This is a genomic window from Streptomyces sp. MK7 (assembly GCF_032658145.1).
Lineage (GTDB): Bacteria > Actinomycetota > Actinomycetes > Streptomycetales > Streptomycetaceae > Streptomyces > Streptomyces spiralis.
The window spans coordinates 473,546-497,576 of sequence record NZ_JAVACL010000001.1; the positions used below are offsets into that span (position 1 = coordinate 473,546).

General features: G+C 72.2%; 17 protein-coding genes, 3 tRNA genes and 1 pseudogene. 10 read left to right on the forward strand and 11 right to left on the reverse strand.

What is annotated here, in order from left to right; translation table 11 throughout:
* Positions 1–48 precede the first annotated feature (48 nt).
* On the reverse strand, positions 49–1,527 hold the full coding sequence (locus R2S09_RS02145) for an aminopeptidase P family protein (protein ID WP_306184472.1): 1,479 nt from the start codon (positions 1,525–1,527) through the stop codon (positions 49–51).
* Between the two features lie 182 nt (positions 1,528–1,709).
* Positions 1,710–3,140 (reverse strand): PP2C family protein-serine/threonine phosphatase, encoded by a 1,431-nt coding sequence (locus tag R2S09_RS02150; protein WP_372337622.1) that lies wholly within the window; start codon positions 3,138–3,140, stop codon positions 1,710–1,712.
* A 616-nt stretch (positions 3,141–3,756) separates the two neighbouring features.
* Between R2S09_RS02150 and R2S09_RS02155 the strand changes: the two genes are divergently transcribed.
* Positions 3,757–4,422, forward strand: coding sequence for a bifunctional DNA primase/polymerase (locus tag R2S09_RS02155; protein WP_306184469.1), 666 nt, complete (start codon positions 3,757–3,759; stop codon positions 4,420–4,422).
* A gap of 269 nt (positions 4,423–4,691) precedes the next feature.
* Positions 4,692–5,252 (forward strand): hypothetical protein, encoded by a 561-nt coding sequence (locus R2S09_RS02160; protein ID WP_316739437.1) that lies wholly within the window; start codon positions 4,692–4,694, stop codon positions 5,250–5,252.
* 363 nt (positions 5,253–5,615) lie between these two features.
* On the opposite strand, the gene R2S09_RS02165 is transcribed toward R2S09_RS02160, so the two are convergent.
* The 3 genes from R2S09_RS02165 to R2S09_RS02175 all read right to left on the reverse strand — a co-directional run bounded on the left by R2S09_RS02165 (position 5,616) and on the right by R2S09_RS02175 (position 8,371).
* Positions 5,616–6,581, reverse strand: coding sequence for a DUF5926 family protein (locus R2S09_RS02165; RefSeq protein ID WP_316739438.1), 966 nt, complete (start codon positions 6,579–6,581; stop codon positions 5,616–5,618).
* 177 nt (positions 6,582–6,758) lie between these two features.
* Positions 6,759–7,406: an ATP-binding protein gene (locus tag R2S09_RS02170; protein WP_306184466.1), complete on the reverse strand. Its 648-nt coding sequence runs from the start codon at positions 7,404–7,406 to the stop codon at positions 6,759–6,761.
* A 137-nt stretch (positions 7,407–7,543) separates the two neighbouring features.
* On the reverse strand, positions 7,544–8,371 hold the full coding sequence (locus R2S09_RS02175) for a glycerophosphodiester phosphodiesterase (protein WP_306184464.1): 828 nt from the start codon (positions 8,369–8,371) through the stop codon (positions 7,544–7,546).
* A gap of 256 nt (positions 8,372–8,627) precedes the next feature.
* Here R2S09_RS02175 and R2S09_RS02180 point away from each other — a divergent pair, with 256 nt between their 5' ends.
* Positions 8,628–10,181, forward strand: coding sequence for a S1C family serine protease (locus R2S09_RS02180; protein WP_306184462.1), 1,554 nt, complete (start codon positions 8,628–8,630; stop codon positions 10,179–10,181).
* Positions 10,182–10,283: 102 nt separating this feature from the next.
* A tRNA-Ser gene (locus tag R2S09_RS02185) sits at positions 10,284–10,370 on the forward strand.
* Between the two features lie 256 nt (positions 10,371–10,626).
* On the opposite strand, the gene R2S09_RS02190 is transcribed toward R2S09_RS02185, so the two are convergent.
* From R2S09_RS02190 to R2S09_RS02200, 3 genes and pseudogenes are all read right to left on the reverse strand, one after another.
* On the reverse strand, positions 10,627–10,974 hold the full coding sequence (locus R2S09_RS02190; RefSeq protein ID WP_399143910.1) for an Imm10 family immunity protein: 348 nt from the start codon (positions 10,972–10,974) through the stop codon (positions 10,627–10,629).
* Positions 10,975–11,084: 110 nt separating this feature from the next.
* Positions 11,085–11,276: pseudogene (locus R2S09_RS02195) on the reverse strand (maleylpyruvate isomerase N-terminal domain-containing protein); the annotation flags it as partial.
* A 277-nt stretch (positions 11,277–11,553) separates the two neighbouring features.
* Complete coding sequence (locus R2S09_RS02200) at positions 11,554–12,063, reverse strand: hypothetical protein (RefSeq protein ID WP_316739445.1); 510 nt, start codon at positions 12,061–12,063, stop codon at positions 11,554–11,556.
* A gap of 472 nt (positions 12,064–12,535) precedes the next feature.
* Between R2S09_RS02200 and R2S09_RS02205 the strand changes: the two genes are divergently transcribed.
* Entirely contained in the window at positions 12,536–13,108 is a 573-nt protein-coding gene (locus tag R2S09_RS02205) for a hypothetical protein (RefSeq protein ID WP_316739447.1), read from the forward strand.
* Positions 13,109–13,216: 108 nt separating this feature from the next.
* Here the strand turns inward: R2S09_RS02205 and R2S09_RS02210 are convergent, their stop codons facing one another.
* On the reverse strand, positions 13,217–14,095 hold the full coding sequence (locus R2S09_RS02210; RefSeq protein ID WP_306184460.1) for a bifunctional DNA primase/polymerase: 879 nt from the start codon (positions 14,093–14,095) through the stop codon (positions 13,217–13,219).
* A gap of 446 nt (positions 14,096–14,541) precedes the next feature.
* Here R2S09_RS02210 and R2S09_RS02215 point away from each other — a divergent pair, with 446 nt between their 5' ends.
* The 3 genes from R2S09_RS02215 to R2S09_RS02225 all read left to right on the forward strand — a co-directional run bounded on the left by R2S09_RS02215 (position 14,542) and on the right by R2S09_RS02225 (position 17,660).
* Positions 14,542–14,853, forward strand: coding sequence for a hypothetical protein (locus tag R2S09_RS02215; protein WP_316739449.1), 312 nt, complete (start codon positions 14,542–14,544; stop codon positions 14,851–14,853).
* 374 nt (positions 14,854–15,227) lie between these two features.
* The gene (locus R2S09_RS02220) at positions 15,228–15,788 is read left to right on the forward strand and encodes a SigE family RNA polymerase sigma factor (RefSeq protein WP_306184458.1); all 561 of its coding nucleotides are present in this window, start codon (positions 15,228–15,230) and stop codon (positions 15,786–15,788) included.
* Positions 15,789–15,983: 195 nt separating this feature from the next.
* Positions 15,984–17,660 (forward strand): long-chain fatty acid--CoA ligase, encoded by a 1,677-nt coding sequence (locus R2S09_RS02225; protein ID WP_316739451.1) that lies wholly within the window; start codon positions 15,984–15,986, stop codon positions 17,658–17,660.
* Between the two features lie 309 nt (positions 17,661–17,969).
* On the opposite strand, the gene R2S09_RS02230 is transcribed toward R2S09_RS02225, so the two are convergent.
* Positions 17,970–22,577, reverse strand: a complete 4,608-nt coding sequence (locus tag R2S09_RS02230; RefSeq protein ID WP_316739453.1) for a PAS domain-containing protein — start codon at positions 22,575–22,577, stop codon at positions 17,970–17,972.
* Between the two features lie 249 nt (positions 22,578–22,826).
* On the reverse strand, positions 22,827–23,315 hold the full coding sequence (locus R2S09_RS02235) for an SSI family serine proteinase inhibitor (RefSeq protein ID WP_306184455.1): 489 nt from the start codon (positions 23,313–23,315) through the stop codon (positions 22,827–22,829).
* A gap of 197 nt (positions 23,316–23,512) precedes the next feature.
* Here R2S09_RS02235 and R2S09_RS02240 point away from each other — a divergent pair.
* Together R2S09_RS02240 and R2S09_RS02245 are read left to right on the forward strand one after the other, a co-directional pair.
* Positions 23,513–23,603, forward strand: a tRNA-Ser gene (locus R2S09_RS02240).
* 264 nt (positions 23,604–23,867) lie between these two features.
* Positions 23,868–23,940, forward strand: a tRNA-Arg gene (locus tag R2S09_RS02245).
* Positions 23,941–24,031: the final 91 nt, after the last annotated feature.

Sequence of the window (24,031 nt, forward strand, 5' to 3'; positions counted from 1 at the left end):
CGATCGAGTTAGCAGGCTGGCGCTCGCCCTCAGCCATTCACACTCGTATCAGTCCTTCAGCGACGCCATCCAGGCCTCGACCTCGTCGGAGCGGCGCGGCAGGCCCGCCGAGAGGTTCCGGTTGCCGTCCTCGGTGACCAGGACGTCGTCCTCGATGCGGACACCGACGCCCCGGTACTCCTCCGGCACGGTCAGGTCGTCGGCCTGGAAGTACAGGCCCGGCTCGACGGTGAGGACCATGCCCGGCTCCAGCGTGCCGTCGACGTACGTCTCGGTGCGCGCGGCGGCGCAGTCGTGGACGTCCATGCCGAGCATGTGGCCGGTGCCGTGCAGTGTCCAGCGGCGCTGGAGGCCGAGCTCCAGGACCCGCTCCACCGGGCCCTCGACCAGGCCCCACTCCACCAGCTTCGCGGTGAGCACGCGCTGGGCTGCGTCGTGGAAGTCGCGGTACTTGCCGCCCGGCTTCACCGCCGCGATGCCGGCTTCCTGGGCCTCGTACACGGCGTCGTAGATCTTCTTCTGGATCTCGGAGAAGCGGCCGCTGATCGGCAGGGTGCGGGTGACGTCGGCGGTGTAGTACGTGTGCGTCTCCACGCCCGCGTCCAGCAGGAGCAGGTCGCCGGAGCGGACCGGGCCGTCGTTGCGGACCCAGTGCAGCGTGCAGGCGTGCGGGCCGGCGGCGGCGATGGTGCCGTAGCCGACGTCGTTGCCCTCCACGCGCGCGCGGAGGAAGAACGTGCCCTCGATGTAGCGCTCACTGGTCGCCTCGGCCTTGTCGAGGACCTTCACCACGTCCTCGAAGCCGCGCACGGTGGAGTCGACGGCCTTCTGCAGCTCGCCGATCTCGAAGCCGTCCTTGACCAGCCGCAGCTCGGACAGGAAGACGCGCAGCTCCTCGTCGCGCTCGCCGGTGACCTTGTCGGTCAGGGCCGCTTCGATGCCGGCGTCGTAGCCGCGCACCACGCGGACCGGGCCGGTGGCCTCCTTCAGCTTCTGGGGCAGCTCGCGCACGTCGGAGGCCGGGATGCCGTACAGCTGCTCGGCCTCGGCCAGGGAGTGGCGGCGGCCGACCCACAGCTCGCCCTGGCCGGAGAGCCAGAACTCGCCGTTCTCCCGGTCGGAGCGCGGCAGCAGGTAGAGCGTCTCCCGGTGGCCGCTGGTGCCGTCCGGGGAGGTGGTGGGCTCCAGGACCAGCACGCCGTCCTCGGTCTGGTTGCCGGTGAGGTAGGCGTACTCGACCGAGGAGCGGAAGGCGTACTCGGTGTCGTTGGAGCGGGTCTTCAGGTTGCCCGCGGGGATCACCAGGCGCTCACCGGGGAAGCGCTCGGACAGCGCGGCGCGGCGGCGGGCGGTGTGCTCCGCCTGCTCGATCGGCTTCAGGTCGCGCAGCTCGGTGTCGGCCCAGCCCGACTTCATGTTCTCGGCGAGCTCGTCGGACACGCCCGGGTACAGGCCGTTCTTGCGCTGCTTGATCGGCTCTTCGGACTCGTTCTCCGGGGTCTCCGGGGTGGTGAGCTCCTCCGACACGGTCTTCCTCCTAGGTACGGCACTGGACCACCCCCATCGTACGGTCGTGCGGAAGGGGCCCGAGGCGGCAGCACCTGTTACCGGGAGCACCGGCCGAACCGCAGGGAGCACGGCTCGAACCGCCGGGAGCACCGCTCGAACCGCCGGGAGCACCGCTCGAACCCCGGAGCCCTGGTGGAGCCCTAGTCGAAGCGTGCCGCCAGCAGTGCCACGTCCTCCGCGCCGTCGGTCCTGTCCAGGCCGTCCGGCAGGACCGTGCGCAGCACGTGGTCGGCGACCGCCCCCACGTCGTGGCGCACCGCGCGCGGGACGCTCGCCGCCGCCGCGTGCAGCCGGGCGAAGGCGCGGTCGACGGGGTCGCCGGTGCGGTGCAGCAGCCCGTCGGTGTACAGCAGCACCGTTTCGCCCGCGGCCACCTGGAACTCCACGCTGGGCGCCTCCCAGCAGGCGAGCATGCCCAGCGGCGCGGACACGGACGTCTCCACGAACTCCGTGCGCGGCCCGCCGAGCAGCAGCGGAGGGCTGTGCCCGGCGCCGGCCAGGGTGATCCGGCGCAGCTCCGGCTCGCAGTAGGCGAACAGGGCGGTGGCGGAGCGGGCGGGCTCGGTCAGCCGCAGCAGCAGTTCGAGGTCGGAGAGGACGGCCACCGGGTCCTCGCCCTCCATCACCGCGTACGCCCGCAGGGAGGCGCGCAGCCGGCCCATCGCGGCGACCGCGCCGGGGCCGGAGCCGGTGACCGAGCCGACCGCGAGACCGAGCGCGCCCTCGGGCAGCGGCAGCGCGTCGTACCAGTCGCCGCCCCCGCGCGGGCCGGTGCGGTGCCGGGCGGCGAGCTGGACCCCGGGGACCCGCGGCAGCCGGGTGGGCAGCAGCTCCTCGTACATCGTCGCCATGCACGCGCGCGTGCGCTCGCAGTCGAGCAGGCGCGCCAAGTGCTCGGTGGCGAAGCGGACGTAGAGACCGGCGAGGTGGCGCGGGCGTTCGGCGGGTTCGGCGGGCTCGTCGTAGAGCCACAGGGCGGCGCCGAGGCGGCCGGCGGCCTCGGTGGACAGGGGCAGCGCGTAGCCGGCGGCGTAGCCGAGGCGGACGGCGACCTCCCGGTGGCGGGGGTCGAGGCCGTCCTCGGCGAACAGGTCGGGGCGCACGATCTCGCCGGTGCCGCCGGGCAGTCCGGCGGCGGTGTCGAGGAGCGCGCCGTACGGCATCGCGCCGCGCGGCACGGTCTCGATGTGCCCGAGATCGGCGCGGGCCAGACCCAGCCCGATGGTGGTGCGGGGGCCCAGTCCGTCGTCCGGTTCCAGGACGACGAGACCGCGCCGGGCGCCCACCAGGGCGGCACCGGCGCGCAGGAGTTCCTTCAGGGCGGCGTCGAGCCGGTCCGTACGGGCCAGCCGCTCGGTCAGCTCGTGCAGGGTCGTCAGGTCGGAGACCCAGCCGGCGAGCCGGTCCTGCAGCAGGGCCCCCGGCGGGTACGGGGTGTGAGGGGAGTGCGCGCCGTGCGCGGTGGCGGCCGGAGAGGTGCCCGGGGCTGAGGGGACGGGCGGGACAGTGTGTGCGGGAGCGGGAACCGTTGAATCGATTCCAGCCACTTTCGAAGGGTGAGGGGCGTTCATGGCGTCCGGCTTTCCGACCGGCGCGTACTGCTCGAAAGCATCGCAAACCCCCATGTCTTCTGCGCCGCCAGCAGTGTCTCCACATGTACACGCACTCGTGAGGGGATGTCCAGCATTGTCCTGCCGGGATTCCTGGTGTCCAGGAGCCGGACGGGTCTTCCTTCAGCCCCCTTGCGCAACAACCAAGTTGGCTTGAAACTGCCTCGGGTAACGGTCTATTGCGGTCGACTGGGTTTGCTCCACAGAGCGTCACAGCGGTCGTGATGGGTACGTACTCGGAGAAGGCCAGGGGTGGTTGAGAGCCACCCGGAACCTGGTGATGGACCCGGGCGTCTTAGCCACCGACGACCGTGCCCCATCCTCGCGTGACGGCGGCGGAGAGCAGAACGCGCGACAGCAAAACGCCATGCTCCGCCACCCCACGCCACGCCCGTGCTCCTGGTAGACGCACGGACGGGGCTGCCGCGGAAAGCAGCCAATGCTCGGCCCATAGGGGTACCCCCGCCTGAAGGCAGGGGCGTGATGCGCCAACAGGTACGCACAGTGAAGTGATCGACCCATGGTGTGATGTGGCCCACGGTGTTGCCAGCGGTGCAACGGAAAGGAACGAGCGCTCATGCGCGAGATCCCCGGAAGGCGACGCAGGCTCCTGTCCCGGCGCAGCGACGGGAGGCCTGAGTCGATCAGCGCGGCCCTGACCTTCGCGACCCAGTGGCGGTGGCCGGTACTCCCGGGCGTGGCACCGGACCCGCGGCACCCCGGCCGCTGCGGCTGCCCCGACCCCGAGTGCACAGTGCCCGGCGCACACCCCTTCGACCCCGGTCTCCTGGCGGCCACCACCGACGCCCGGATGGTGGGCTGGTGGTGGACCAACCGGCCCACCGCGCCGATCATCCTGGCCACCGGTGGCACGGCCCCCTGCGCGGTGAGCCTGCCGGCCCTCGCCGCCGCCCGTGCTCTCGGCGCGCTCGACCGCGTCGGCATGCGGCTCGGCCCGGTCGTGGCCTCGCCCACGCGCTGGTCGATCCTCGTGAAGCCCTACTCCCTGGAGCAGCTCGGCGAGCTCCTCCACGCCAAGGACTTCGTGCCCGGCTCGCTCCGCTTCCACGGCCAGGGCGGCTATCTCCCCCTGCCCCCTTCCGAGACCGGGGCCGGGCAGATCCGCTGGGAGCGCGCCCCGCTGCCCGGGTCCGCGTCGCCGTGGGTGCCGGATGTGGAGGCCGTGGTGGACGCGGTCGTGGACGCCCTCACTCGTACGGGTGTGAGCGCGCCCGAGTTGTAGGGGCGTCGGGCGCGCCGGGGTCGTATGCCCGATCTGATCGTTATCGTCCCTTCATGCTGCGTCATTCCGAGGGACAGGGAAGCGGGCGGGGAACCGGGCGCGGAGGCGGACGGGACAGTCGGCGGGACAGCGGGCGGGCAGGCGATCGGGGGCGTCGGCGGGAGCCTCGGCAGGACGCGCGGCGGGGACCTCGGCGGGAGAGCGGGCGCGGAAGCCGGTCCGCGTGGCGCGGTCGGCTGGATGCCCGGCGCGTTCGCCTCTACGCCCTCGTGGCCGTCGTGGCGTGCGCCTTCGCGCTGCCGCTGGCCGTGGCGTCCGCGGGTCAGGTCGGCGACCGGGGCGGTGCGGGCGCGCCCTCCGCCGTACGCCCCCAGCCGCGCGGCGACGGCAAGGTGCCGTCCGCCGAACCCGGCCCGCCCCGCTCGAGCGGGACGCCGACCCCTGCACTGCTCGGCCTGGGCCTGGCGACCGCCGCCCGCTGCGGCCCAGAGGTCTCCTCGCCCGAGGGCATCGAGGCGCAGACCTGCGTGCTGACTCAGGGCGCCGAGAGCTGGGGGCGCACCTACTACCGCAACGCGAGCGGCGAACCCCTGGACGCCGCCCTGACCTTCATGGGCCCCGGCGACCGTACCGTGCAGACGCACTGCGCCCTGGACGGCGCCGACGAGCCGGGGACGTGTGAGACGCCCCGGGAGCACACCCGGGGACTGCCGTCCGCCTACAGCGCCGTCGCGGAGTTCGCCGGACGGGACGGACGGAACGATCGCGGCGGGCGCGGTCCGCTGCTGCTGCGTTCGGGGAGCAACTCACCGGCGAGAACAGGCGGTTGATGCTCGGCTGCGCTCGGTGAGCGACGACGCGGACGGAAAGACCCGGTTGCTGGCGACGGGGGATGCACCAGCAACCGGGCTACTGGAACGGTAACAAGAGATCGGCGGTTCGCAAATTCGATCCCGGCTTTCCAGTCACCTTCTGGGTTGCCTTTCCGGTCACCGACTCGCCTGTCCGGCCCAGGAGTTGTGACTGGAGTCACCCGTTCCGCACGAGATGTCTCGGCTGACCGGTCGGTCAGCCGATGCCGGGGATCGGTCGGGGGGCCGGTGGACCGGCCGGATCGAAATGGACCGGCCGGACCGGGTGGATCGGCCGGAGCGGGTGGAACCGGAGTATCGGCGGATCCGTGGGCCGGCGGATCAGCTGAGGGTGACCTGCCGGTTGGTCAGGCCGCCGCGGGCCCGGCGCTCGTCGGCGGTCAGCGGCGCGTCCGTGGCCAGCGCGGCGGCCAGCCGCTCGGCGAACTCGGCGGCCGGCTTCTCCACGTCCTGCGCGCCGACTTCGCGCGGCAGGTCCCACACGGGCACCGTGAGGCCGTGGGCGCGGAAGGAACCGACCAGGCGGGTGCCCTCACCGAGATTCGAGCGGCCCGCCGCGTGCAGCCGGGCGAGGGCGTCCAGCAGCTGCTCCTCCGGATGCGGCATGACCCAGCGCAGATGGTTCTTCTCCGGCGTCTCGCACCAGTACGCGGCCTCGACGCCCTGCAGCCGCACGGTCGGGATGGCCGCGGCGTTGGCCCTCTCCAGGGACGCGGCGACCTCCGGCGTGGCGTTCTCCGCGTCCGGGACCCAGAACTCGAAGCCCGTGTGCACCACGGGCTCGAAGGGTGTGTCGGCGTCGAGCAGGTCCTGCAGCCGCGGGCCCTCGGTCGGGGCGCGGCGCCCCTGCACCGGGGTGCCGGGCTCGGCCTCCAGGGCGCGCAGGAGGGTGTCGGCGAGGTCGCGGCTGATGTCGCCGGACGCCGTGTCGTTCTGCAGGCCGAGCAGCACCGAGCCGTCGTCGCGGCGCAGAGCGGGCCAGGCCATCGGCAGGACCGTGGCCAGGGTGACCGACGGGACGCCCTCGGGCAGGCCGTCCCGGAGCGTCAGCTCGACCGTGGCGGCGGGCACCAGCTCGCGCAGCGCCACCCAGTCGCACTCGCCGGGAAGTCCCTCGAACGGCCGCTGCACCAGCTCGGTCACCGCGTGCGCCGCGGCCCGGCCGTGACAGGCCTTGTAGCGCCGGCCGCTGCCGCAGGGGCAGGGCTCGCGGGCGCCGACCACCGGGATCTCTCCGTCCGTGAGCTGCGGGCGCTTGGCCTTCGTCTGGGGTCGCTTCTTGGCCATCTGGGTGTCTCCCGGTTACGGCTCGTCTCGTACGGCGCGAGCCTAGTCGTTCACACCCTCAACGACGGGAAGCTGTGGACAAGGCGGCGCATGTGGACAACGGAGGAGCACCCGTACGAACGCGTGGCGGCCTCTCCGGGGGCCACGGGCCGCTCGGTCGGTCCCTGGTCCGGGTCGTCAGTCCAGGTCGTCGAAGGCGTCCGCGAAGTCCAGCTCGGGCAGGGCCGCCACCGCCGGGGCCGCGATGCGGGTGGCGAAGTCGTCGCGACGGTGGCCGACGCGGCCGGCGTCGGGGTCGTGGACGTCGCCGTGGACGACCACCCACACCGTGACCTCGCCGTGGATGTCGTCGCGTACGCCCCAGTCGTCGCAGAGCGCCGTGATGATGTTCAGCCCGCGCCCGCCGTGCGCCGTGACCGAGGGGGTCGCCGGGGCCGGACGGGTGGGGCCGCCACCGTCCGTCACCTCGACGACCAGCCGACCGCACACGTCCACGCGCCACGCGGCCCGTACGTCACCGTCACCGGCCGGCATGCCGCCCAGCGGCCGGCCGTGCTTGCACGCATTGCTCAGAAGCTCGGAAAGGATCAGTACGGCATCGTCGATGACCGATTCCGCCACGCCGCCTCTGCGCAACTGATCGCGCATCCGGCGCCTGGCTTCCCCCACGCCCGCAGGGCCATGGGGTACGGCCATGCTCGACGACGTGGGCACCTCCTGTGCCACCACCAACGCCACCCCCGAGACCTCCTTCGCCCCACGCCACGGTGTGAATGCCCCATTGGCCTGAACCGGAAACCGGCCATTCCGCGTCCGGTGACGCATTCGCAACGATCGAACACACAGCGAACGCGCCGGAGCACTCCCTGTCATGACACGGCAGTATGTGGCTGGATTTCTTGAGGCGTGGCCGAAAACGGAGGATGCGGTCTCCGGTCGCACCGGTCAAGGTCCGCGGCCGATCAGCGGCCGAGCTGTTGCAGGACCGCGCCCGGACGGTTGGTGATGATGGCGTCGACGCCCAGGCCGAGGCAGAGATCGACGTCCTCGGGCTCGTTCACGGTCCACACGTGCACCTGGTGCCCCGCCCGCTTCAGCCGCTCGACGTAGGCCGGGTTACCGCGCACGATCCGGATCGAGGGGCCGGCGATCCGGATCCCCGCCGGGAGCCGGCCGTCCCGGAGCCTGGGCGAGACGAACTGCATCAGATAGACCGTCGGGAGCATCGGCGAGGCGGCCCGCACCCGGTGCAGCGAGCGCGCCGAGAAGCTCATCACACGCACCGGCGACTCCTCCGCCGAGGCCGGGGCGTCCAGGCCGAACCGCTTCAGGAGCACCAGCAGCCGCTCCTCGACCTGCCCGGCCCACCGCGTGGGGTGCTTGGTCTCGATGGCCAGCTCCACCCGCCGCCCGGCGTCGGCGACGAGTTCGAGCAGTCGTTCCAGGGTGAGCACGGAGGTGTCCTCGGGATCCTCCGGCCGCACCTCCCAGTCCGGCTCCTCGTCCCGGCCCCGCCAGAAGGCCCGGGTCCGCCCGGCGCCGAAGTCGAGCGCGGCGAGGTCGGCGAGCTCCAGGGCGGACACCGCGCCGCGCCCGTTCGACGTACGGTTGACCCGGCGGTCGTGCACACACACCAGGTGCCCGTCCGCGGTCAGGCGTACGTCACACTCGAGGGCGTCCGCACCGTCCTCGATGGCCTTGCGGTAGGCGGCCAGCGTGTGCTCCGGGGCGGCCTCGGAGGCTCCGCGGTGGGCGACGACTTGGATGTGGTGCTGCCGTACGTGGGTCACCGCGTCATGGTGCCACTGCGGCGGGGTGCGAGTGACAGCGATCGGGCGTCGATAATTTGTCCGTTTCATGTGAGATGACCTATATAAAGAATGCCATCGGACCCACAGGCACCGCTTATGGTGCTCTGACGGCCCGTGGGAAAAGCTGACGACATACAGATGCACATGCACAGCTGGAGCACGCCGGGTCGTCGGCAGGCGTGACGCGTGACCGAGTGCGACCGACAACAACAGCCGTGGATCGAGGAGAAGAGCTGTGAGCACCGAGAACGAGGGCACCGCGGTACCCCCGGCCCCGTCCGCACCTCCCGTGCCGGTGGAATCTCCCGCAGCTTCCCCGCAGCCGCCCGCCCCCCAGGGGGGCGCCCCCACACCCCCGCCCCCCGGCACACCCGCGCACGGGCCCGACACCCCGGACGCGCAGAACCCGCCGGCCCCGTCGGCACCGCAGGCCCCCGGCGTACAGGCATCCGCCGCGCCCGGCGCCGACCCTCACGGCCCCACCGGTCCTGCCGGCCCCGGCGGCTCGCCCGTCGACGGCTCCTGGCCGCCGCCCCCGCCCCACACGCCCGCCTACCCGGGCGGCGGTGCCGGTGGCGGCGCGGCGGGCGGCCCGGGAGGCGGCTCGGGCGGCTCCGGCTGGGGGTCGGGCTGGGGCTCGCCGTACCAGCAGCCGGCGCCGAAGCCCCAGGGACGCCGCGGCGGACTGGTCGCCGCGGTGCTCGTGGCCGCACTGGTCGCGGGCGGCCTGGGCGGCGGCATCGGCTACACGCTGGCCAAGAAGGACGACACCAGTTCCACCACGGTCTCCGCCTCCGACACCGGCGCCGCGCAGGTCAAGCGTGACCCGAGCTCGATCGCGGGCGTGGCGGCCAAGGCGCTGCCGAGCACCGTCACCATCGAGGCCGAGAGCACCAACGGCCAGGGCGGCACCGGCACCGGCTTCGTCTTCGACACCCAGGGCCACATCGTCACCAACAACCACGTGGTGGCCGACGCCGTGGACGGCGGCAGGCTCACCGCCACCTTCCCCAACGGCAAGAAGTACGACGCCGAGATCATCGGCCACGCGCAGGGCTACGACGTCGCGGTCATCAAGCTCAAGAACGCGCCGTCGGACCTCAAACCGCTCGTCCTCGGCAACTCCGACAAGGTGGCCGTCGGCGACGAGACGATCGCCATCGGTGCCCCCTTCGGCCTGTCCAACACGGTGACGACGGGCATCATCAGCGCCAAGAACCGCCCGGTCGCCTCCAGCGACGGCAGCGGCGACAGCAAGGCGTCCTACATGAGCGCCCTGCAGACGGATGCCTCCATCAACCCGGGCAACTCCGGCGGGCCGCTCCTCGACGCGCGCGGCGCGGTCATCGGCATCAACTCCGCGATCCAGTCCTCCAGCGGCGGCGGACTCGGCGGCTCCAGCCAGTCCGGTTCGATCGGCCTGGGCTTCGCCATCCCGATCAACCAGGCCGCGTACGTCGCCAAGCAGCTGATCAAGACCGGCAAGCCGGTCTATGCCAAGATCGGCGCGTCGGTCTCCCTGGAGGACTCGACGAATGGCGCCAAGATCACCGACCAGGGCGCCGCCGGCTCCGACGCCGTGGAGCAGGGCGGCCCCGCCGCCAAGGCCGGCCTCGAGCCCGGCGACGTCATCACCCGGCTCGACGACACGGTGATCGACTCCGGCCCCACCCTCATCGGCGAGATCTGGACCCACAAGCCCGGCGACCAGGTCAAGATCACCTACAAGCGCGACGGCAAGGAGCACACGACCGAGGTCACCCTCGGCTCCCGAGTCGGCGACAACTGACTTCCCCGCACGCGCGGGCCGTCCCCCGGGGAACAACTGACCCGCACACGCGCGCGCCGACCCGTTACTCTTGTCCCCGCGCCACCGATCAGGCAGGCGCGGGGAGGCGTGCCCGAGCGGCCGAAGGGAACGGTCTTGAAAACCGTCGTGGCAGCGATGTCACCGTGGGTTCAAATCCCACCGCCTCCGCGGCGAAAGCAGCGGGAACGGCCCCTGACCTGGATGTTCGGTCGGGGGCCGTTCTCGTGCCCGGCTACCATGACTGCCCGGTGTTCGCCGTGGTTCCCCGCTCGATCGGGCACAGCCGGGGCACGGGGAACGTTTTGATCCGTAGCTCTATGGGAGAAAGGCCGTTGGCGGTCACACCGGTCGTGGCGCGGCCCTTCGAGGGCACTGCCGAGCATGATCGGTCGCTGTGGTTGCTGTACTCCACTGCTGTACGGCGCTACAGCTTGATCAAGCTCGGCCGGGCATCTGGACGCCCGTATCCCAGGATGCGCGGCAGCACCTCGCGCATGCGCGCCACGTCCGGCGCCGGCGCCCGGAGCAAGGCCTCGACCACGGGATCGGCCAGGCCGAGGGCGTCCAAGGACGAGGAGTCCAAGGTCACCCGCGGCACATCGCCGTCCAGTTCCACTTCGCGTACACAGCCGTAGGCAGTGCCCTGGTCGGGCGTGACGAGACAGTGCGTGTCCATGCCGAGGCCTACTTCCTGCGCGTCGGGCTCGTCGAAGTCGCACATGAACAACAGGGAGAAAGCCTCCTCGTCGTCAGACTCGGCCACCCCGGCCATCAAACAGGCGTTTGCACTACGGCGAGAAGCACCACCCACCTGGTTCGGTTCGGCACTTGGAGCTGCGGCCGGCTGGTGTCAGACGCCGCATGCAGTCCCCACAAGGCTTACCCTGCGGCGACGGTGGCGGCCCAGGCGCGGCGCCCCTCGCCGATGTGCTGCGCCAGATCGAACAGCGTCCACTCCGGGCAGGTCGGCACCTGCACGTCGAGGCTGGGCGCGGAGGCGACCGCGGCGCGGAAGGCGCTCGACCGTTCGTCGAGCAGCTGCAGCAGAACGGGGAACGTGAGTGTCGTTGTCACATGGACTCTCCATCACCGTGTTCCGGCAATCGGACAGTGATTTTCACAGCCGAGGCGGCGAGCGCGCGGCACGGGCCGGGCGCCCTCAGATGACGCCGTGTCCACATTCTGAAACGATCAGTGAGTCACGCAACGCCGCACCGGCAAGGCCTCATTAGCCGCTCTTACCTTGGCGGACATCGTCACACCCATGGGGCACGTGGCGGGCATCGCAGCTCACAGAGCGTGGTGGTCAAGAAGGGGTGTCTCTCGACGAGGGGTGCCCTTCTGCGTGCGATCAGTTGTTGTTGTTCGTCCTGGAGCCCGTTGCTCCCAGTTCCTTCGGCGCCCAGCCGGGAGCATGGACGGCGTCCTTGAAATCGGTCGATTTCATCAGGCCCCGCCAATCCTCCTTGCCCGCGTCACCATCGAGTCGAACGGTGAATTCCTTGACCTGCTGGGAGTCATGGAAGTACAGGACCACGACCTGGCGCTCTGAGCCGCTGTCGTAGAAATCGCCTGTCACTTTTCCGCGGGCGCCGGCGCCGAAACCCTTGATCCAATTCTCGGCGGTCTTTCTGGCCTCTGCCTCACTGCTGTCGCTGGTGGCCAGCTTGCGGAGCTCGTCCGTCCTGCCGTCGGCGATGTCCCACACGAGCTCTTGCATCACGAGCAAAGAGCCGGTGGAGGGGTAGCCGACCACGTGCAACGGCTCGTGGTCGGCGTACGCCTGCTCGTAGGACGCACCCGGCCCTCTGGCATCGGCAGAGCTGCTGTCGAGGACAGCGCATCCAGACGTCAGCAGCATTGCGGCTGCCGGCCATCCGGCCGCTGTATGGCTCCGCTTCGACCTCGGCATCTCACGTCCTTGTTCCTGCGATGGCGCAGCAGTACTCGGCCGCCGGTGTTGCGGTCGACGCGGCTTCGGGACCTGCCGAGGTTACCCGCAGGTAGCCATGCAAGGCAGGGCGGTGTTCCTTCCGTATGGCTCTGTTCCGGCTCCCCGGTCCGGTTCTGTCGCGTTCTTGGTCCGGATCTGTCCGCTATGGATCAGTGCAGGTGACTCATGCCTTGTGAGGCGTTTCTTCACCGCGCTTCTTCACTGTTTCTTCACAGGAAACCCACTGAGTGGACACGCGCTACGCACTCCTTCTTCGCAGTCAAGGGCCCAAACGACTCATTCCAGAACTTCCGAACTTCATGCACGATGTGCCTCCGGCCCGACAGCGGAACGGGGTTCACCGTCGCGTGTCGGCGCCGTGCCGGGGGTGTCCCCGCGCATGATCGAACTGGGGAAGCACATGAAGCAGATGAAGCACAGAAGCGGGATGATCACTGCGGGACTGGCCGCCGCCGGGGCGGCCGTCACCGCTCTTGCCGTCGCGGGGACGGCCTCGGCCAGCGTGACCTTCGACCCGGCCACCGGGACGGGGTTCGTCGGCAAGGGCGATGTCCAGACGGCCTTCGGCTGGAACAACCAGCAACTGCAGAACTCCGCGGCCGGCGTGACGTTCTCGTACGACGCGACCGACGTCTACTCAGCGGTCTGCACCTGGATCACCGGGGAGGGAACGAAGGGGGAGAAGACACACGACATCTCGGTGCCCAGGCACTCCAGTGTGAACAGCGTGATCGCCTACGACGCACGGACGCACAAGCAGATCGACGGCTTCACTCTGACCGGATTCGCCGGCACCACGACGACGGGCACCGTGCCGGTGGTCGGTAACTCCTGTGTCGGCAACAGCGACGGCATCAACTTCAACGGCACGTGGACGTCCGTCTCGCTGGTCTCGTCCGATGCCACCCTGTCCACGGTCTACGGTGGCAACAGCGTGGTGGTCTGGCCGTAGCCGAGGCTCGCAGGCACGCGGACAGGGAGAGAAGACCGGCACGGTCCCTCGCGCGGGGCCGTGCCGGTTCCCCGTGATCCACCCGTGCGGGCACGGCGCCCCCACGGGTCACGGCTCGTGCCATGCCAGGCGGGCCGCCGAGGCGATGGTGGCGCGGGCCTCCCGTTCGGTGAGGCCGGTGTCGACGGCCGCCGCGACCAGGGGGGCGACGAGGTCGGGGCCGATGCCGTTCTCGTAGGCCCGGCAGGCCGCCCAGAACAGGCGGGTGTTGCGCTGGCCCGCGTGCGCGGCGAGGACGAACTGCACCAGGCCCTGGCCCTGTCGGCCCGTCGTCGGCTGCGCGGGGTGGCGGGGTGTGCGGGGCGGTGGGAGGAGGAGCCTCAGCAGGGCCCGTGGGCAGGGGGCGGGTGCGAGGTGGGCGGTGCCGGGGGCGGTGGCGTACACGCCGTGTTCGGTGCGGGAGCCGGGGCCGACCAGGTAGCCGCCGGCGCCGCGGATGTCGATGCCGGGGGCCAGCCGGCCGGCCGAGTTGGGGACGACGACGTCCGGCGGTCCGCTCAGCCACAGATGGCGGCCGCCGCTGGGGGTCATGACCACGACCGTGGGCGGGATGGTGAACAGGTGGCGCAGGGCGATCTCGCGCAGGGCCGCCGGGGCGTCCGTGCCGGTCTTGGTGTCGAGGTCGATGCCGATCAGGTGGTACGGGGGCAGGCCGCAGGCGATGCCGTAGCCGGTGGCCCAGGGCGCGGCGGCGAACAGTTCGCGGATGCGGGCGGGGTCGGTGGAGGCGTCGTACACACCGTGGCCGAAGCGGCCGCACTCGCCGTGGCAGCGCGGCCGGGCCGGGTCGGGTGCGTCGGCGCGGTGCGGGGAGCGCAGGGCCGGGAGTTTCGTCCGGGACAGGGGGATGACGGCCAGTCCGCGTTCGGCGGCTGACAGCGCGTGTGCGAGGGCCAGCGTCGTGGCCTGCCGGTCGATGGTGGCCATGACTTCAGTTTCGTATGCACGTTCGAAGAAGGGAAGGGGGAGGGGGTGGCGCGCCGGGGTGTGCGCGGTGATTTGTCGACGTTCGGGGGATTCGCGTCAGGGGTTTGGCGGAACGCTTCAGCCCTTGCGGCGGTTGGGAGCGGCTGGGGCGGTCCGGGTCCGGTTCGGTGCGCTGTGCGGGCTGTGGGGCAGGAAAGGTAGTGAAGGGGGTTTATCGACTTGTCCTCACGCTTGCGTGCGAATCGCGGCTTCCGGGGTGGTTCGCCGGGGGTCCGTGGGCAATTCTGATCTTGCGACGTCGTGAGAAGCCGCCGGGGCGGTCGGCCAACTGCCCTGGAGACAGCCGTAGTTCAGAGTTCTCAGAGTTCAGGCAGCTTCACGCAGCTTCACGCAGTGTCACGTACTCCGGCAGGCAGCCGGTGCGTACCTCGTACTGGAGGAGCAATATGGCAAGCATCCGTACCGCCCGCGTTTTCGCCGCCGTCACCGCCATCCCCCTCGCGGCGGCCCTCTTCACCGGCATCGCGGCCGCGGACAACGGTGCCTTCGCGGACAACGGATCGAACGCGGGTATCGCCGGCGTCGTCGGCAGCGGGGTCGGCCACAACAACAACGGCAACTCGTCCACCACGCAGCAGCAGGCGGTCGGCTACGGCGCCTCGAACCAGAGCAACACCGCCCAGGTCAACGGCTCCGCGTTCACGGCCATCCAGCAGGGCAACAGGAACGTCGCCATCGACTTCTCCCCCCTGTGGTGAGCCGGGGCGGGCCGGCGCGCACACTGGGGATCCGCCGGCCCTGAACTCGTATGGGTCTGCTCGTGGGGACGCAACACACGTCTGCGCGGCGGTGCTTCGGCCCCGCCGCGCAGGCGTTCGCCGTGCTCGGCGCGGGAGTTCGCCGTGCTCGGCGCGGGAGTTCTCCGTGCGCCGCGCGGGGGGGTGCTCCGTTCTTCCGGCACCCGGCGGAGGGCATCACCCGGACGTCACCCAGGGGTGAACCCGCAGTACGGACCGGTCCCTCGTCCACCTTCAGGAGGTGCGGTCAACCCCACCCCTACAACCTGAGGGGGACTCCGCTTCAGGACCTGCGGGCGATACACCGCGGGGGTCGGCGCTCCTAGCGTGGAGTCATGACCACACCCGTCTGCACCAGCGCGTCGACCGCCGCCGTACCGGCGGCGACGCAGAGCCTGGCGTATCCGTCGTTCTCGTCGTACGTGCGGGCCCGCCAGTCGGTGCTGCTGCGCACCGCCCGGTCGCTGACCGCGAACCCGAGCGACGCGGAGGACCTGCTGCAGACCGCGCTCGCCAAGACGTACGTCGCGTGGGAGCGGATCGAGGACCACCGGGCACTCGACGGCTACGTCCGCCGTGCGCTGGTGAACACCCGTACGTCGCAGTGGCGCAAGCGCAAGGTCGACGAGTTCACATGCGACGAGCTGCCCGAGCCGGAGCCCGCGCCGGGCGCTGCCGACCCCGCGGAACAGCAGGCGCTGCGCGATGCCATGTGGCGGGCGATCATGAAACTGCCCGCACGCCAGCGGGCGATGGTGGTCCTCAGGTACTACGAGGACCTCTCCGAGGTGCAGACGGCCGAGGTGCTCGGCGTCTCCGTGGGCACGGTGAAGTCGGCGGTGTCCCGGGCGCTCGGCAAGCTGCGCGAGGATCCGGAGCTCGGGCTGGTCCGCTGAGGCGGGGCGACCAGGGCCTGCTGACGCGGGCTCCCGAGCCCGCCGAAACGGGTCCCGAGCCCGCCGAGACGGGTCCCGAGCCGGCACCGGCAGGAGGCGTTCGTGCAGAAGGTCACGTGATCGATCGTCCGCCCCTAGTGACATACCACGTGGTATGTGCGCAGAATCAGCGCGACCCCTACTACCGCGTAGGCCATGCCGCTCCGGGAGGACGCCGTGCTGAGCACCATGCAGGACGTACCGCTGACCGTCACCCGCATCCTCGTCCACGGGGCGCTGGTGCACGGACGGTCCCAGATCGTCACCTGGACCGGGGAGGGCGAGCCGCAGCGGCGCAGCTTCGCCGAGGCGGGCCTGCGCGCGGTACAGCTGGCGAACGCCCTGCGCGACGACCTCGGCGTCCGCGGCGACGACCGGGTCGCGACCCTGATGTGGAACAACGCCGAGCACGTCGAGGCGTACTTCGCGGTCCCCTCCATGGGCGCGGTGCTGCACACCCTCAACCTGCGCCTGCCCGCCGAGCAGCTCGCCTGGATCGTGAACCACGCGGCCGACCGCGTGATCATCGTCAACGGCTCCCTCATCCCGCTGCTCGCCCCGCTGCTGCCGCAGCTGAAGACGGTCGAGCACGTCGTCGTCTCCGGCCCCGGCGACCGCTCCCCGCTCGACGGCGCCCCCGCACAGGTGCACGAGTACGAGGACCTGATCGCCGGCAAGCCGACCACGTACGACTGGCCGGAGCTCGACGAGCGCCAGGCCGCCGCCATGTGCTACACCTCCGGTACCACCGGCGACCCCAAGGGCGTGGTCTACAGCCACCGTTCGATCTACCTGCACTCCATGCAGGTCAACATGGCCCAGTCCATGGGCCTGACCGACCAGGACACCTCGCTCGTCGTGGTCCCCCAGTTCCACGTCAACGCCTGGGGCCTGCCGCACGCCACCTTCATGACCGGCGTCAACATGCTGATGCCGGACCGGTTCCTGCAGCCCGCCCCGCTCGCCGAGATGATCGAGCGCGAGAAGCCGACGCACGCCGCCGCCGTCCCCACCATCTGGCAGGGCCTGCTCGCCGAGCTGACCGCCCGCCCCCGTGACGTCTCCTCGCTCACCCAAGTCACCATCGGCGGCTCGGCCTGCCCGCCCTCCCTCATGGAGGCCTTCGACAAGCTCGGCATGCGGGTCTGCCACGCCTGGGGCATGACGGAGACCTCCCCGCTCGGCACGGTGGCCCGCCCGCCGGCGTACGCGGTCGGCACCGACGAGGAGTTGGGCTACCGCCTCACCCAGGGCCGCTTCCCCGCCGGTGTCGAGGCCCGGCTGACCGGCCCCGGCGGCGAACACCTCCCCTGGGACGGTGAGTCGGCGGGCGAGCTGGAGGTCCGCGGCCCCTGGATCGCCGGGGCCTACTACAACGGCCCCGACGCCGAACCGCTGCGCCCCGCCGACAAGTTCAGCGAGGACGGCTGGCTGAAGACCGGCGACGTGGGCACGATCAGTACGGACGGCTACCTCACCCTCACCGACCGCGCCAAGGACGTCATCAAGTCCGGCGGCGAATGGATCTCCTCGGTGGACCTGGAGAACGCCCTGATGTCCCACCCGGACGTCGCCGAGGCCGCCGTCGTCGCCGTCCCCGACGACAAGTGGGGCGAGCGCCCGCTGGCCACGGTCGTCCTCAAGCCGGGCGCCACCGCAGACTTCGAGACCCTGCGCGTCTTCCTCGCCGAGGAAGGGAAGATCGCCAAGTGGCAGCTCCCGGAGCGCTGGACGATCGTCGAGGCGGTTCCGAAGACCAGCGTCGGCAAGTTCGACAAGAAGGTGCTGCGCAGGCAGTACGCCGCCGGGGAACTCGACGTCACGCAGCTGTAGACGTCACGCGGCCGTAGCCCTGGTACAGCCGGCCGCCGGGGCAGGGCCCGCCCTCCGGGGAGACCTGTGAGGGCGGGCCCTCCTGCGCGGCCTGCGAAGGCGGACCCGCCTGGCGGGGCGGGTGCCGGCGCCTGGTGCCGGTGCCCAGTGCCGCAACAGGCAACGTTCGCCCCGTCGCGACGCCCGGCACGCCCTCTCGCCGCACCGGGCACAAGCCCGAGTACGTCCAGTACGAGGGCTTGCGCCAGGCACACCGAGAGCACGCACCGGACGCCGCTCCTTGACGGGTAAACGTCGCCTGCCGCGGCACTAGTTGGTGCCGATGCGGGCCAGCAGATCGACGATCCGCGTCTGGACCTCGCCGCTCGTCGACCGCTCGGCCAGGAACAGCACCGTCTCACCGGAGGCCAGCCGCGGCAGGTCCGCCTGGTCGACGGCGGCCGTGTAGACGACGAGCGGGGTGCGGTTGAGCTGGCCGTTCGCACGCAGCCAGTCCAGGATCCCGGCCCGGCCGCGATGCACCTGCATCAGGTCCATCACCACCAGATTGGGCCGGAACTGCCCTGCCAGCGTCACCGCGTCGCCGTCGCTCGCGGCCCGCGCCACCTGCATGCCACGCCGTTCCAGCGTCGCGGTCAGCGCCAGCGCGATCTCCGCGTGCTCCTCGACGAGCAGCACGCGCGGCGGGTGCTGCTCGCTGTCGCGCGGCGCGAGCGCCTTCAGTAGTACGGCGGGGTCGGCGCCGTAGGCCGCCTCGCGGGTCGCCTGTCCGAGCCCGGCCGTGACCAGCACGGGCACCTCCGCGGCGACCGCCGCCTGCCGCAGCGACTGCAGCGCGGTGCGCGTGATCGGTCCGGTCAGCGGATCGACGAAGAGCGCTGCCGGGAAGGCCGCGATCTGCGCGTCGACCTCCTCGCGCGAGTGCACGATCACCGGCCGGTAGCCGCGGTCGCTCAGCGCCTGCTGGGTGGTGGCGTCCGGGGCCGGCCAGACCAGCAGCCGACGCGGGTTGTCGAGCGGCTCCGGCGGCAGTTCGTCGTCCATCGGCTGCGGGCGCGGCATGTCCGCGACCTCGACGGCACCGCCGGGGCCGTCCAGCGGCTCGGGTCCCTCGGCGGCGTTCTCGTCCGGGGCTCCTATGGCGTACGACCGTCCGGCGCCCTCGGTGGTCTGCGCGAGCCGGGGCTGCCCGGGGGGCGGCGACGGCTGCGCCGGGGCTCCGGGCACCGCCGGTGCGGCAGAGGCCGCGGGGGCCGGGCCCACGGGAGAACCGCCCAGGGACGGCTGCGCCGGGGCCGCCTGCTCGGCAGACGGGTGCGGGCGCCCCGTCTGCTCGGGCCGCTGCTCGGGGCGTGCGGTGGCCGGGTCCGGGGGTGTGCCCAGCTTGCGGCGGCGGCCTGAACCGCCTGGCGTGTGCGGGGGCGGGGTGGCCGACGGCTGCTGCACCTGGGCGGCCTGACGGCTGAACGGCACGCCCTGTCCGAGCGTCCGCACACTGATCGACCGGCCCTGGGTGGAGTTCGGGTCGCCCGCCACGGCGGCCTCGGCCGGCAGCGGCTGAGCCGCCCGCGGAACACCGTCACCGGGGACGGGCGAAGCGACCGGCCCCCCGGAGGCCTGTGCGGCTTGCGGGGCCTGAGGGGCTTGGGCGACGGGCTGTCCGGCGGTCTGCTCGGGCGGCAGCGGGGTGCCGGGGACCGTGCCGTGGGCCGGGGTGCCCTGGGGCGGCGTACCGGAGGCGTTCGGGGGCAGGGGGGCGCCCGCCCCGTTCGGGCGGGCCGGAGTGGCCGGCCCACCCGGCGGCGGTACGACGGCCGCGGCACCGTTCGGCGGTACGGGCGCGGCGGAACCGTTCGGCGGTACGGGGACGCCCGGGCCGGAAACGTCACCGGTGCCGGGCCACGGCTGCGGGGCCGGTGTACCGGCTGCGGGGGTCTGCTGTGCGGCAAGGGGGGATTGGGCGGGGAAGCCCTGGGCCGGGGTGCCGGGTGCCGGGGTGCCCGCTGTCTGGGTGCCGTGCACGGGGGCGGCCTCGGCCGGGAGCGGCCGGCCGGTGGCGGCCTGTTCCTGGACCAGCGGGCCCTGGGCAGACGCCTGCGCCGGAGACTGCTGCGCTCCGGCCGGCTGCCCGGGAAGGCCCTGCACCACCGGACCACCCTGCGCGGGCACGCCGTGTCCGGGCGTTCCCTGAGTTCCCTGCGCGGGCGCGCCCTGCGCCGGTGTCGCGGCGGCCGCTGCCGCGGGCTCCGGCGGCTGGGCCACCGCCCGCCGCCGTCGCCCGGTCGGCGCGTTCGCGGGATGGGGCTGCGGGGGCGTGTGGTCGTCGGCCTGCCCGGCGGCCACGGCGTCGTGCTGCCCCGCGTCGGCACCGGCTCCGGCACCCGCTCCGGGATGGGCGGCCTGCTCCGGAATCTGAACCTGCTGCGGCACTCCCGGCCCCTGCGCCGCCGGCGTGGGCACGGACATGGGCGTCGGCGCGGACTCGGACGCCGGCCGGTCCACGTCGGCGGGCGGCAGGGCGAAGACCGTACGAGAAGCCGCCTCCTGGGCGGCGGCACGCTCGGTCGCCGCCGCGAGGGCACGTCGCCGTCGCCCGGTCGGCTGCTGGGCAGGCGCGGAGGCGGAACCGTCGGTGGAACCGGCGGAAGCGGCGGGGCCGGCCGCGGCATCCGGCGCCACGGGCAGCGCGGGCGGAAGAGCGTGGGGTGCACCGGACTCGCGCCGGGCCCGCCGCCCGCTGGGCGCGGGCATGCCCTGCGGCGGCACCGTGCCGCCCAGGCCGGAACCGGAGGCCGCCGCTCCCGCCGCGTGCTCGGCCGCCGTGACCACGGCGCCCTCGGCCACGGCGGCGTCCTCGGCGGGCCGTCCGCGCCGTCGGCCCGTGCCGCTGGACACCTCGGCTCCCTGGGCCGAACCCTGAGCCTGACCCCGGGCAGGGACCGGCGCGGGCTCCTCGGCCGGACGCCTCCTGCGCCGCCCGGTAGGCGCGGTCCGCCCACCGGAAGCGGATGCGTCGCCCTCGCCGTCGCCCTCCAGGAACGCGTCCGTGGACGCCCGTCGGGCCCGACGCCGTCCACCACCGGAGGCCTGTGCGGGCACGGTGTGCACGGCGACCTCCGCCGAGACCCCTCCACCGGGCACCGGCCCTGTCTCCGGCCCCGAGTTCGCCGCCGGCTCCAGCTCCATCCCGGCTCCCGTGTCCGCGACGGCAGCCGCGACCCCCGCCTGGCCGTGGTGGTCGTGGGCCACGGCCCCGGCGCCGCCCCCGATGGGCACCTCGAGGACGTAGGCGCTGCCGCTCATGCCGGGCACTTCGTGGGTCTGCAGCACTCCGCCGTGCGCCCGGACGATCCCGCGCACGATCGGCTGGTGCACCGGGTCTCCCCCGGCGTACGGCCCGCGCACCTCGATCCGTACCACCTCGCCGCGCTGGGCCGCCGCCACCACCACGGTGTTGTCCATGTAACCGCCCGCCGACACGGGCGCGTTGCCGGTCGCGTCGACACCGGCGACGTCCGCGACGAGATGCGCGAGCGCGGTGGCGAGCCGCCGCGAGTCGACCTCGGCCTCGATGGGCGGCGCGTGCACGGCGAACTGCACCCGCCCGGGCCCGACGAGTTCCACGGCCCCGTCCACGCCGGCGGCCACGACGGCGTCGAGCATGGCCTTGGTCCGGGTGATCTGCTCGCTGCCGACGTCGATGCGCTGGTAGGAGAGGACGTTGTCGATGAGGGTGGTGATGCGCGAGTAACCGGCCGACAGGTGGTGCAGCACCTGGTTGGCCTCGGGCCACAGCTGGCCGGCGTCGTCGGCGGCGAGGGCGGCCAGCTCGCGGCGCAGTTCGTCGAGGGGGCCGCGCAGGGAGCCGCCCAGCAGGGTCAGCAGCTGCTCGTGGCGGGCGGCCAGCGCCTCGTAGCGGTCCTTCTCCCGCTCCCCGAGCGCGGCGTACCGCTCCTCGTTCGCGGCGAGTTCCTCCGCGTGCCGCTCGGTGAGCTCCTCGATCTCGGTGACGTGCTGCTGGCGCAGGGCGGTGAGCTCGGAGGCGTGCTCCTCGGCGAGCTGTTCGAGCTCCTCGGCGTGCCGCTGCTCGGCGGTGGCCTTCTCCTCGGCGAGCGCGTCGTAGGGGCGACGGTCGGTGAAGGTCATGACGGCGCCGACGAGCTGGTCGCCGTCGCGCACGGGTGCGGTGGTCAGGTCGACGGGGACCTTCTCCCCGGCCTTGGACCACAGCACCTGCCCGCGCACCCGGTGCTTGCGGCCGGAGCGCAGGGTGTCGGAGAGCGGCGACTCCTCGTACGGGAAGGGTGAGCCGTCGGCGCGCGAGTGCAGCACGAGGGTGTGCAGCTCGCGGCCGCCGAGCTCACCGGCCCGATAGCCAAGGATCTGGGCGGCGGCGGGGTTGACGAGCACGATCCGCCCGTCGGTGTCGGTGCCCACGACGCCCTCGGCGGCGGCCCGCAGGATCATCTCGGTCTGCCGCTGCGAACGGGCCAGCTCCGCCTCGGTGTCGACGGTTCCGGACAGGTCGCGCACGACCAGCATCAGCAGCTCGGCGCCGGTGTAGCCGGAGCCGTCGTAGGCCTGCTGGCCGTTCTCCAGATGCGCGCTCGTGACCTCGACGGGGAACTCGGTGCCGTCCGTACGCCGCGCCGTCATCCGGGTCGGCTTGGTCCGCCCGCGCGGGTCGATGTGGTCGGGGCGGCGCATGGAGCCGGGGATCAGTTTGGAGTCGAACTGCGGCAGCAGATCGAGCAGCCCGCGCCCCACCAGGGCCGTGCCCGGCGTCTCGAAGGCCTCCAGGGCGATGGTGTTGGCGTTGACGACGGTGCCGTTGGCGTTGACCAGCACCAAGGCGTCGGGCAGGGCGTCGAGTATGGCAGCGAGGCGAGCAGCGCCTCGGGATGGCCTGCTGCTCACGAGACGCTTCCTCCCTGTTACCGCACCTTGCCGACCGCGGGGGTCATCTTGCCAACCGGCCCGCGGCGTGTCACGCGAGCGAGTCTATGCGCTGAGGTTGCGGCGGCGACGCCGGATGAGAGGGAGGTCGCACGAGGAAGTGACGTCGAACCGGTGACCGTACGATTCCGCTGCGCACGACCTCCGCACGACCTTCACCGACTGCGGAATCACGACTCTCACCGACTCCGGGATCCGGGCCGCAGGACCTCAGTAACCGAAGGAACCGAGGTCGGGCAGGAGCGGCACGAGCCGGTCCCAGCGGCCGATCTCGCAGCCGTTGCCGCGGTCGTACGTCGCGTCGACAGGCCGTCCGGCCCAGGTCCCGGTGATGTGGGCGGTGGCCGGCCCGCCGTACTGCATGGTGCAGACGCTGTCCCGCGGCACGGGGGCGAAGGTGTCACGGCCCCAGCGCGTGCTCCGGTCGAGCACCCCGCACGCGCCCCGCACGTCCGGATGGCTCCCACCGCCGGGATGGCAGTACAGCTCGAACGTCCCGTCCCTCCCGCCACCGGCGTGCCGCACGGTGACGGTGAGGTGATCGCCGGCCCGGTCCTCGTCCCGGACGGGCGGCGGCGCGCCGGCCGAGGCGGCGGCGGGCAGGGCGGACAGCGCGGTGAGCGCGACGGCGGAGGCAGAGGCCCCGAGCAGCAGCCGCCGCAACGGGCGGTGCGGGGAGCGTGAGCTGAGCTGCACCATGCCCGGACTAACGCGCCGGGCCCCGGGACGTTGCGCCCCGCGTCGCGGACCCGGCGACGCCGGCCTCGCGACGCCACGGCAAGGACTTTGCCCTGGGCCCCGCCTGCCTAGTACCGTGGGGGGCGATTGGTGACGCCCCGCTCGTGTGTGTCATCATCTGCACGCACCACTCGCGCGCTCGCGTGAGCGGTTGTGCTGGAGGCGTCGCCTAGTCCGGTCTATGGCGCCGCACTGCTAATGCGGTTTGGGCCTTAAAGCCCATCGAGGGTTCAAATCCCTCCGCCTCCGCTCAAGATCACCGAAGCCCCGGTCCACTGGACCGGGGCTTCGTCGTACGGCTCGTACGGGTCGTACGGGTCGTACGGGTCGGACCGTGTGGATCAACGCCCCACCGTCCCCGTGTCCCCGCCCGCTTCCGCCCCGAACCATGTTTCCGCAGGTCACAAGGGGTGTGGGGAATGGATTTCACATGACGGCGGCAGTCATGTAATGTTCTTCCTGTCGCCGCGAGCGGGCCGGAAGGACCGAAAGCGAAGACGAAAAACAGAACAAGCACTCGTAGCTTAACGGATAGAGCATCTGACTACGGATCAGAAGGTTGCAGGTTCGAATCCTGCCGAGTGCGCACAGACCAGAGGCCCCGGAGTGATCCGGGGCCTCTGGCGTTTCAGGCGCGTACAGCAGCGGAGCGCGGTGACCGCGTCAACCGCCGCGGC

Bases quoted from the DNA above. Each gene is read 5' to 3' on its own strand.
- R2S09_RS02170 (WP_306184466.1), bottom strand. From the start codon at position 7,406: ATGCGTCACCGGACGCGGAATGGCCGGTTTCCGGTTCAGGCCAATGGG.
- R2S09_RS02155 (WP_306184469.1), top strand. From the start codon at position 3,757: ATGCGCGAGATCCCCGGAAGGCGACGCAGGCTCCTGTCCCGGCGCAGC.
- R2S09_RS02205 (WP_316739447.1), top strand. From the start codon at position 12,536: ATGATCGAACTGGGGAAGCACATGAAGCAGATGAAGCACAGAAGCGGG.
- R2S09_RS02225 (WP_316739451.1), top strand. From the start codon at position 15,984: ATGCCGCTCCGGGAGGACGCCGTGCTGAGCACCATGCAGGACGTACCG.
- R2S09_RS02190 (WP_399143910.1), bottom strand. From the start codon at position 10,974: ATGGCCGGGGTGGCCGAGTCTGACGACGAGGAGGCTTTCTCCCTGTTG.
- R2S09_RS02235 (WP_306184455.1), bottom strand. From the start codon at position 23,315: ATGGTGCAGCTCAGCTCACGCTCCCCGCACCGCCCGTTGCGGCGGCTG.
- R2S09_RS02200 (WP_316739445.1), bottom strand. From the start codon at position 12,063: ATGCTGCTGACGTCTGGATGCGCTGTCCTCGACAGCAGCTCTGCCGAT.
- R2S09_RS02150 (WP_372337622.1), bottom strand. From the start codon at position 3,140: ATGAACGCCCCTCACCCTTCGAAAGTGGCTGGAATCGATTCAACGGTT.
- R2S09_RS02220 (WP_306184458.1), top strand. From the start codon at position 15,228: ATGACCACACCCGTCTGCACCAGCGCGTCGACCGCCGCCGTACCGGCG.
- R2S09_RS02215 (WP_316739449.1), top strand. From the start codon at position 14,542: ATGGCAAGCATCCGTACCGCCCGCGTTTTCGCCGCCGTCACCGCCATC.
- R2S09_RS02210 (WP_306184460.1), bottom strand. From the start codon at position 14,095: ATGGCCACCATCGACCGGCAGGCCACGACGCTGGCCCTCGCACACGCG.
- R2S09_RS02165 (WP_316739438.1), bottom strand. From the start codon at position 6,581: ATGGCCAAGAAGCGACCCCAGACGAAGGCCAAGCGCCCGCAGCTCACG.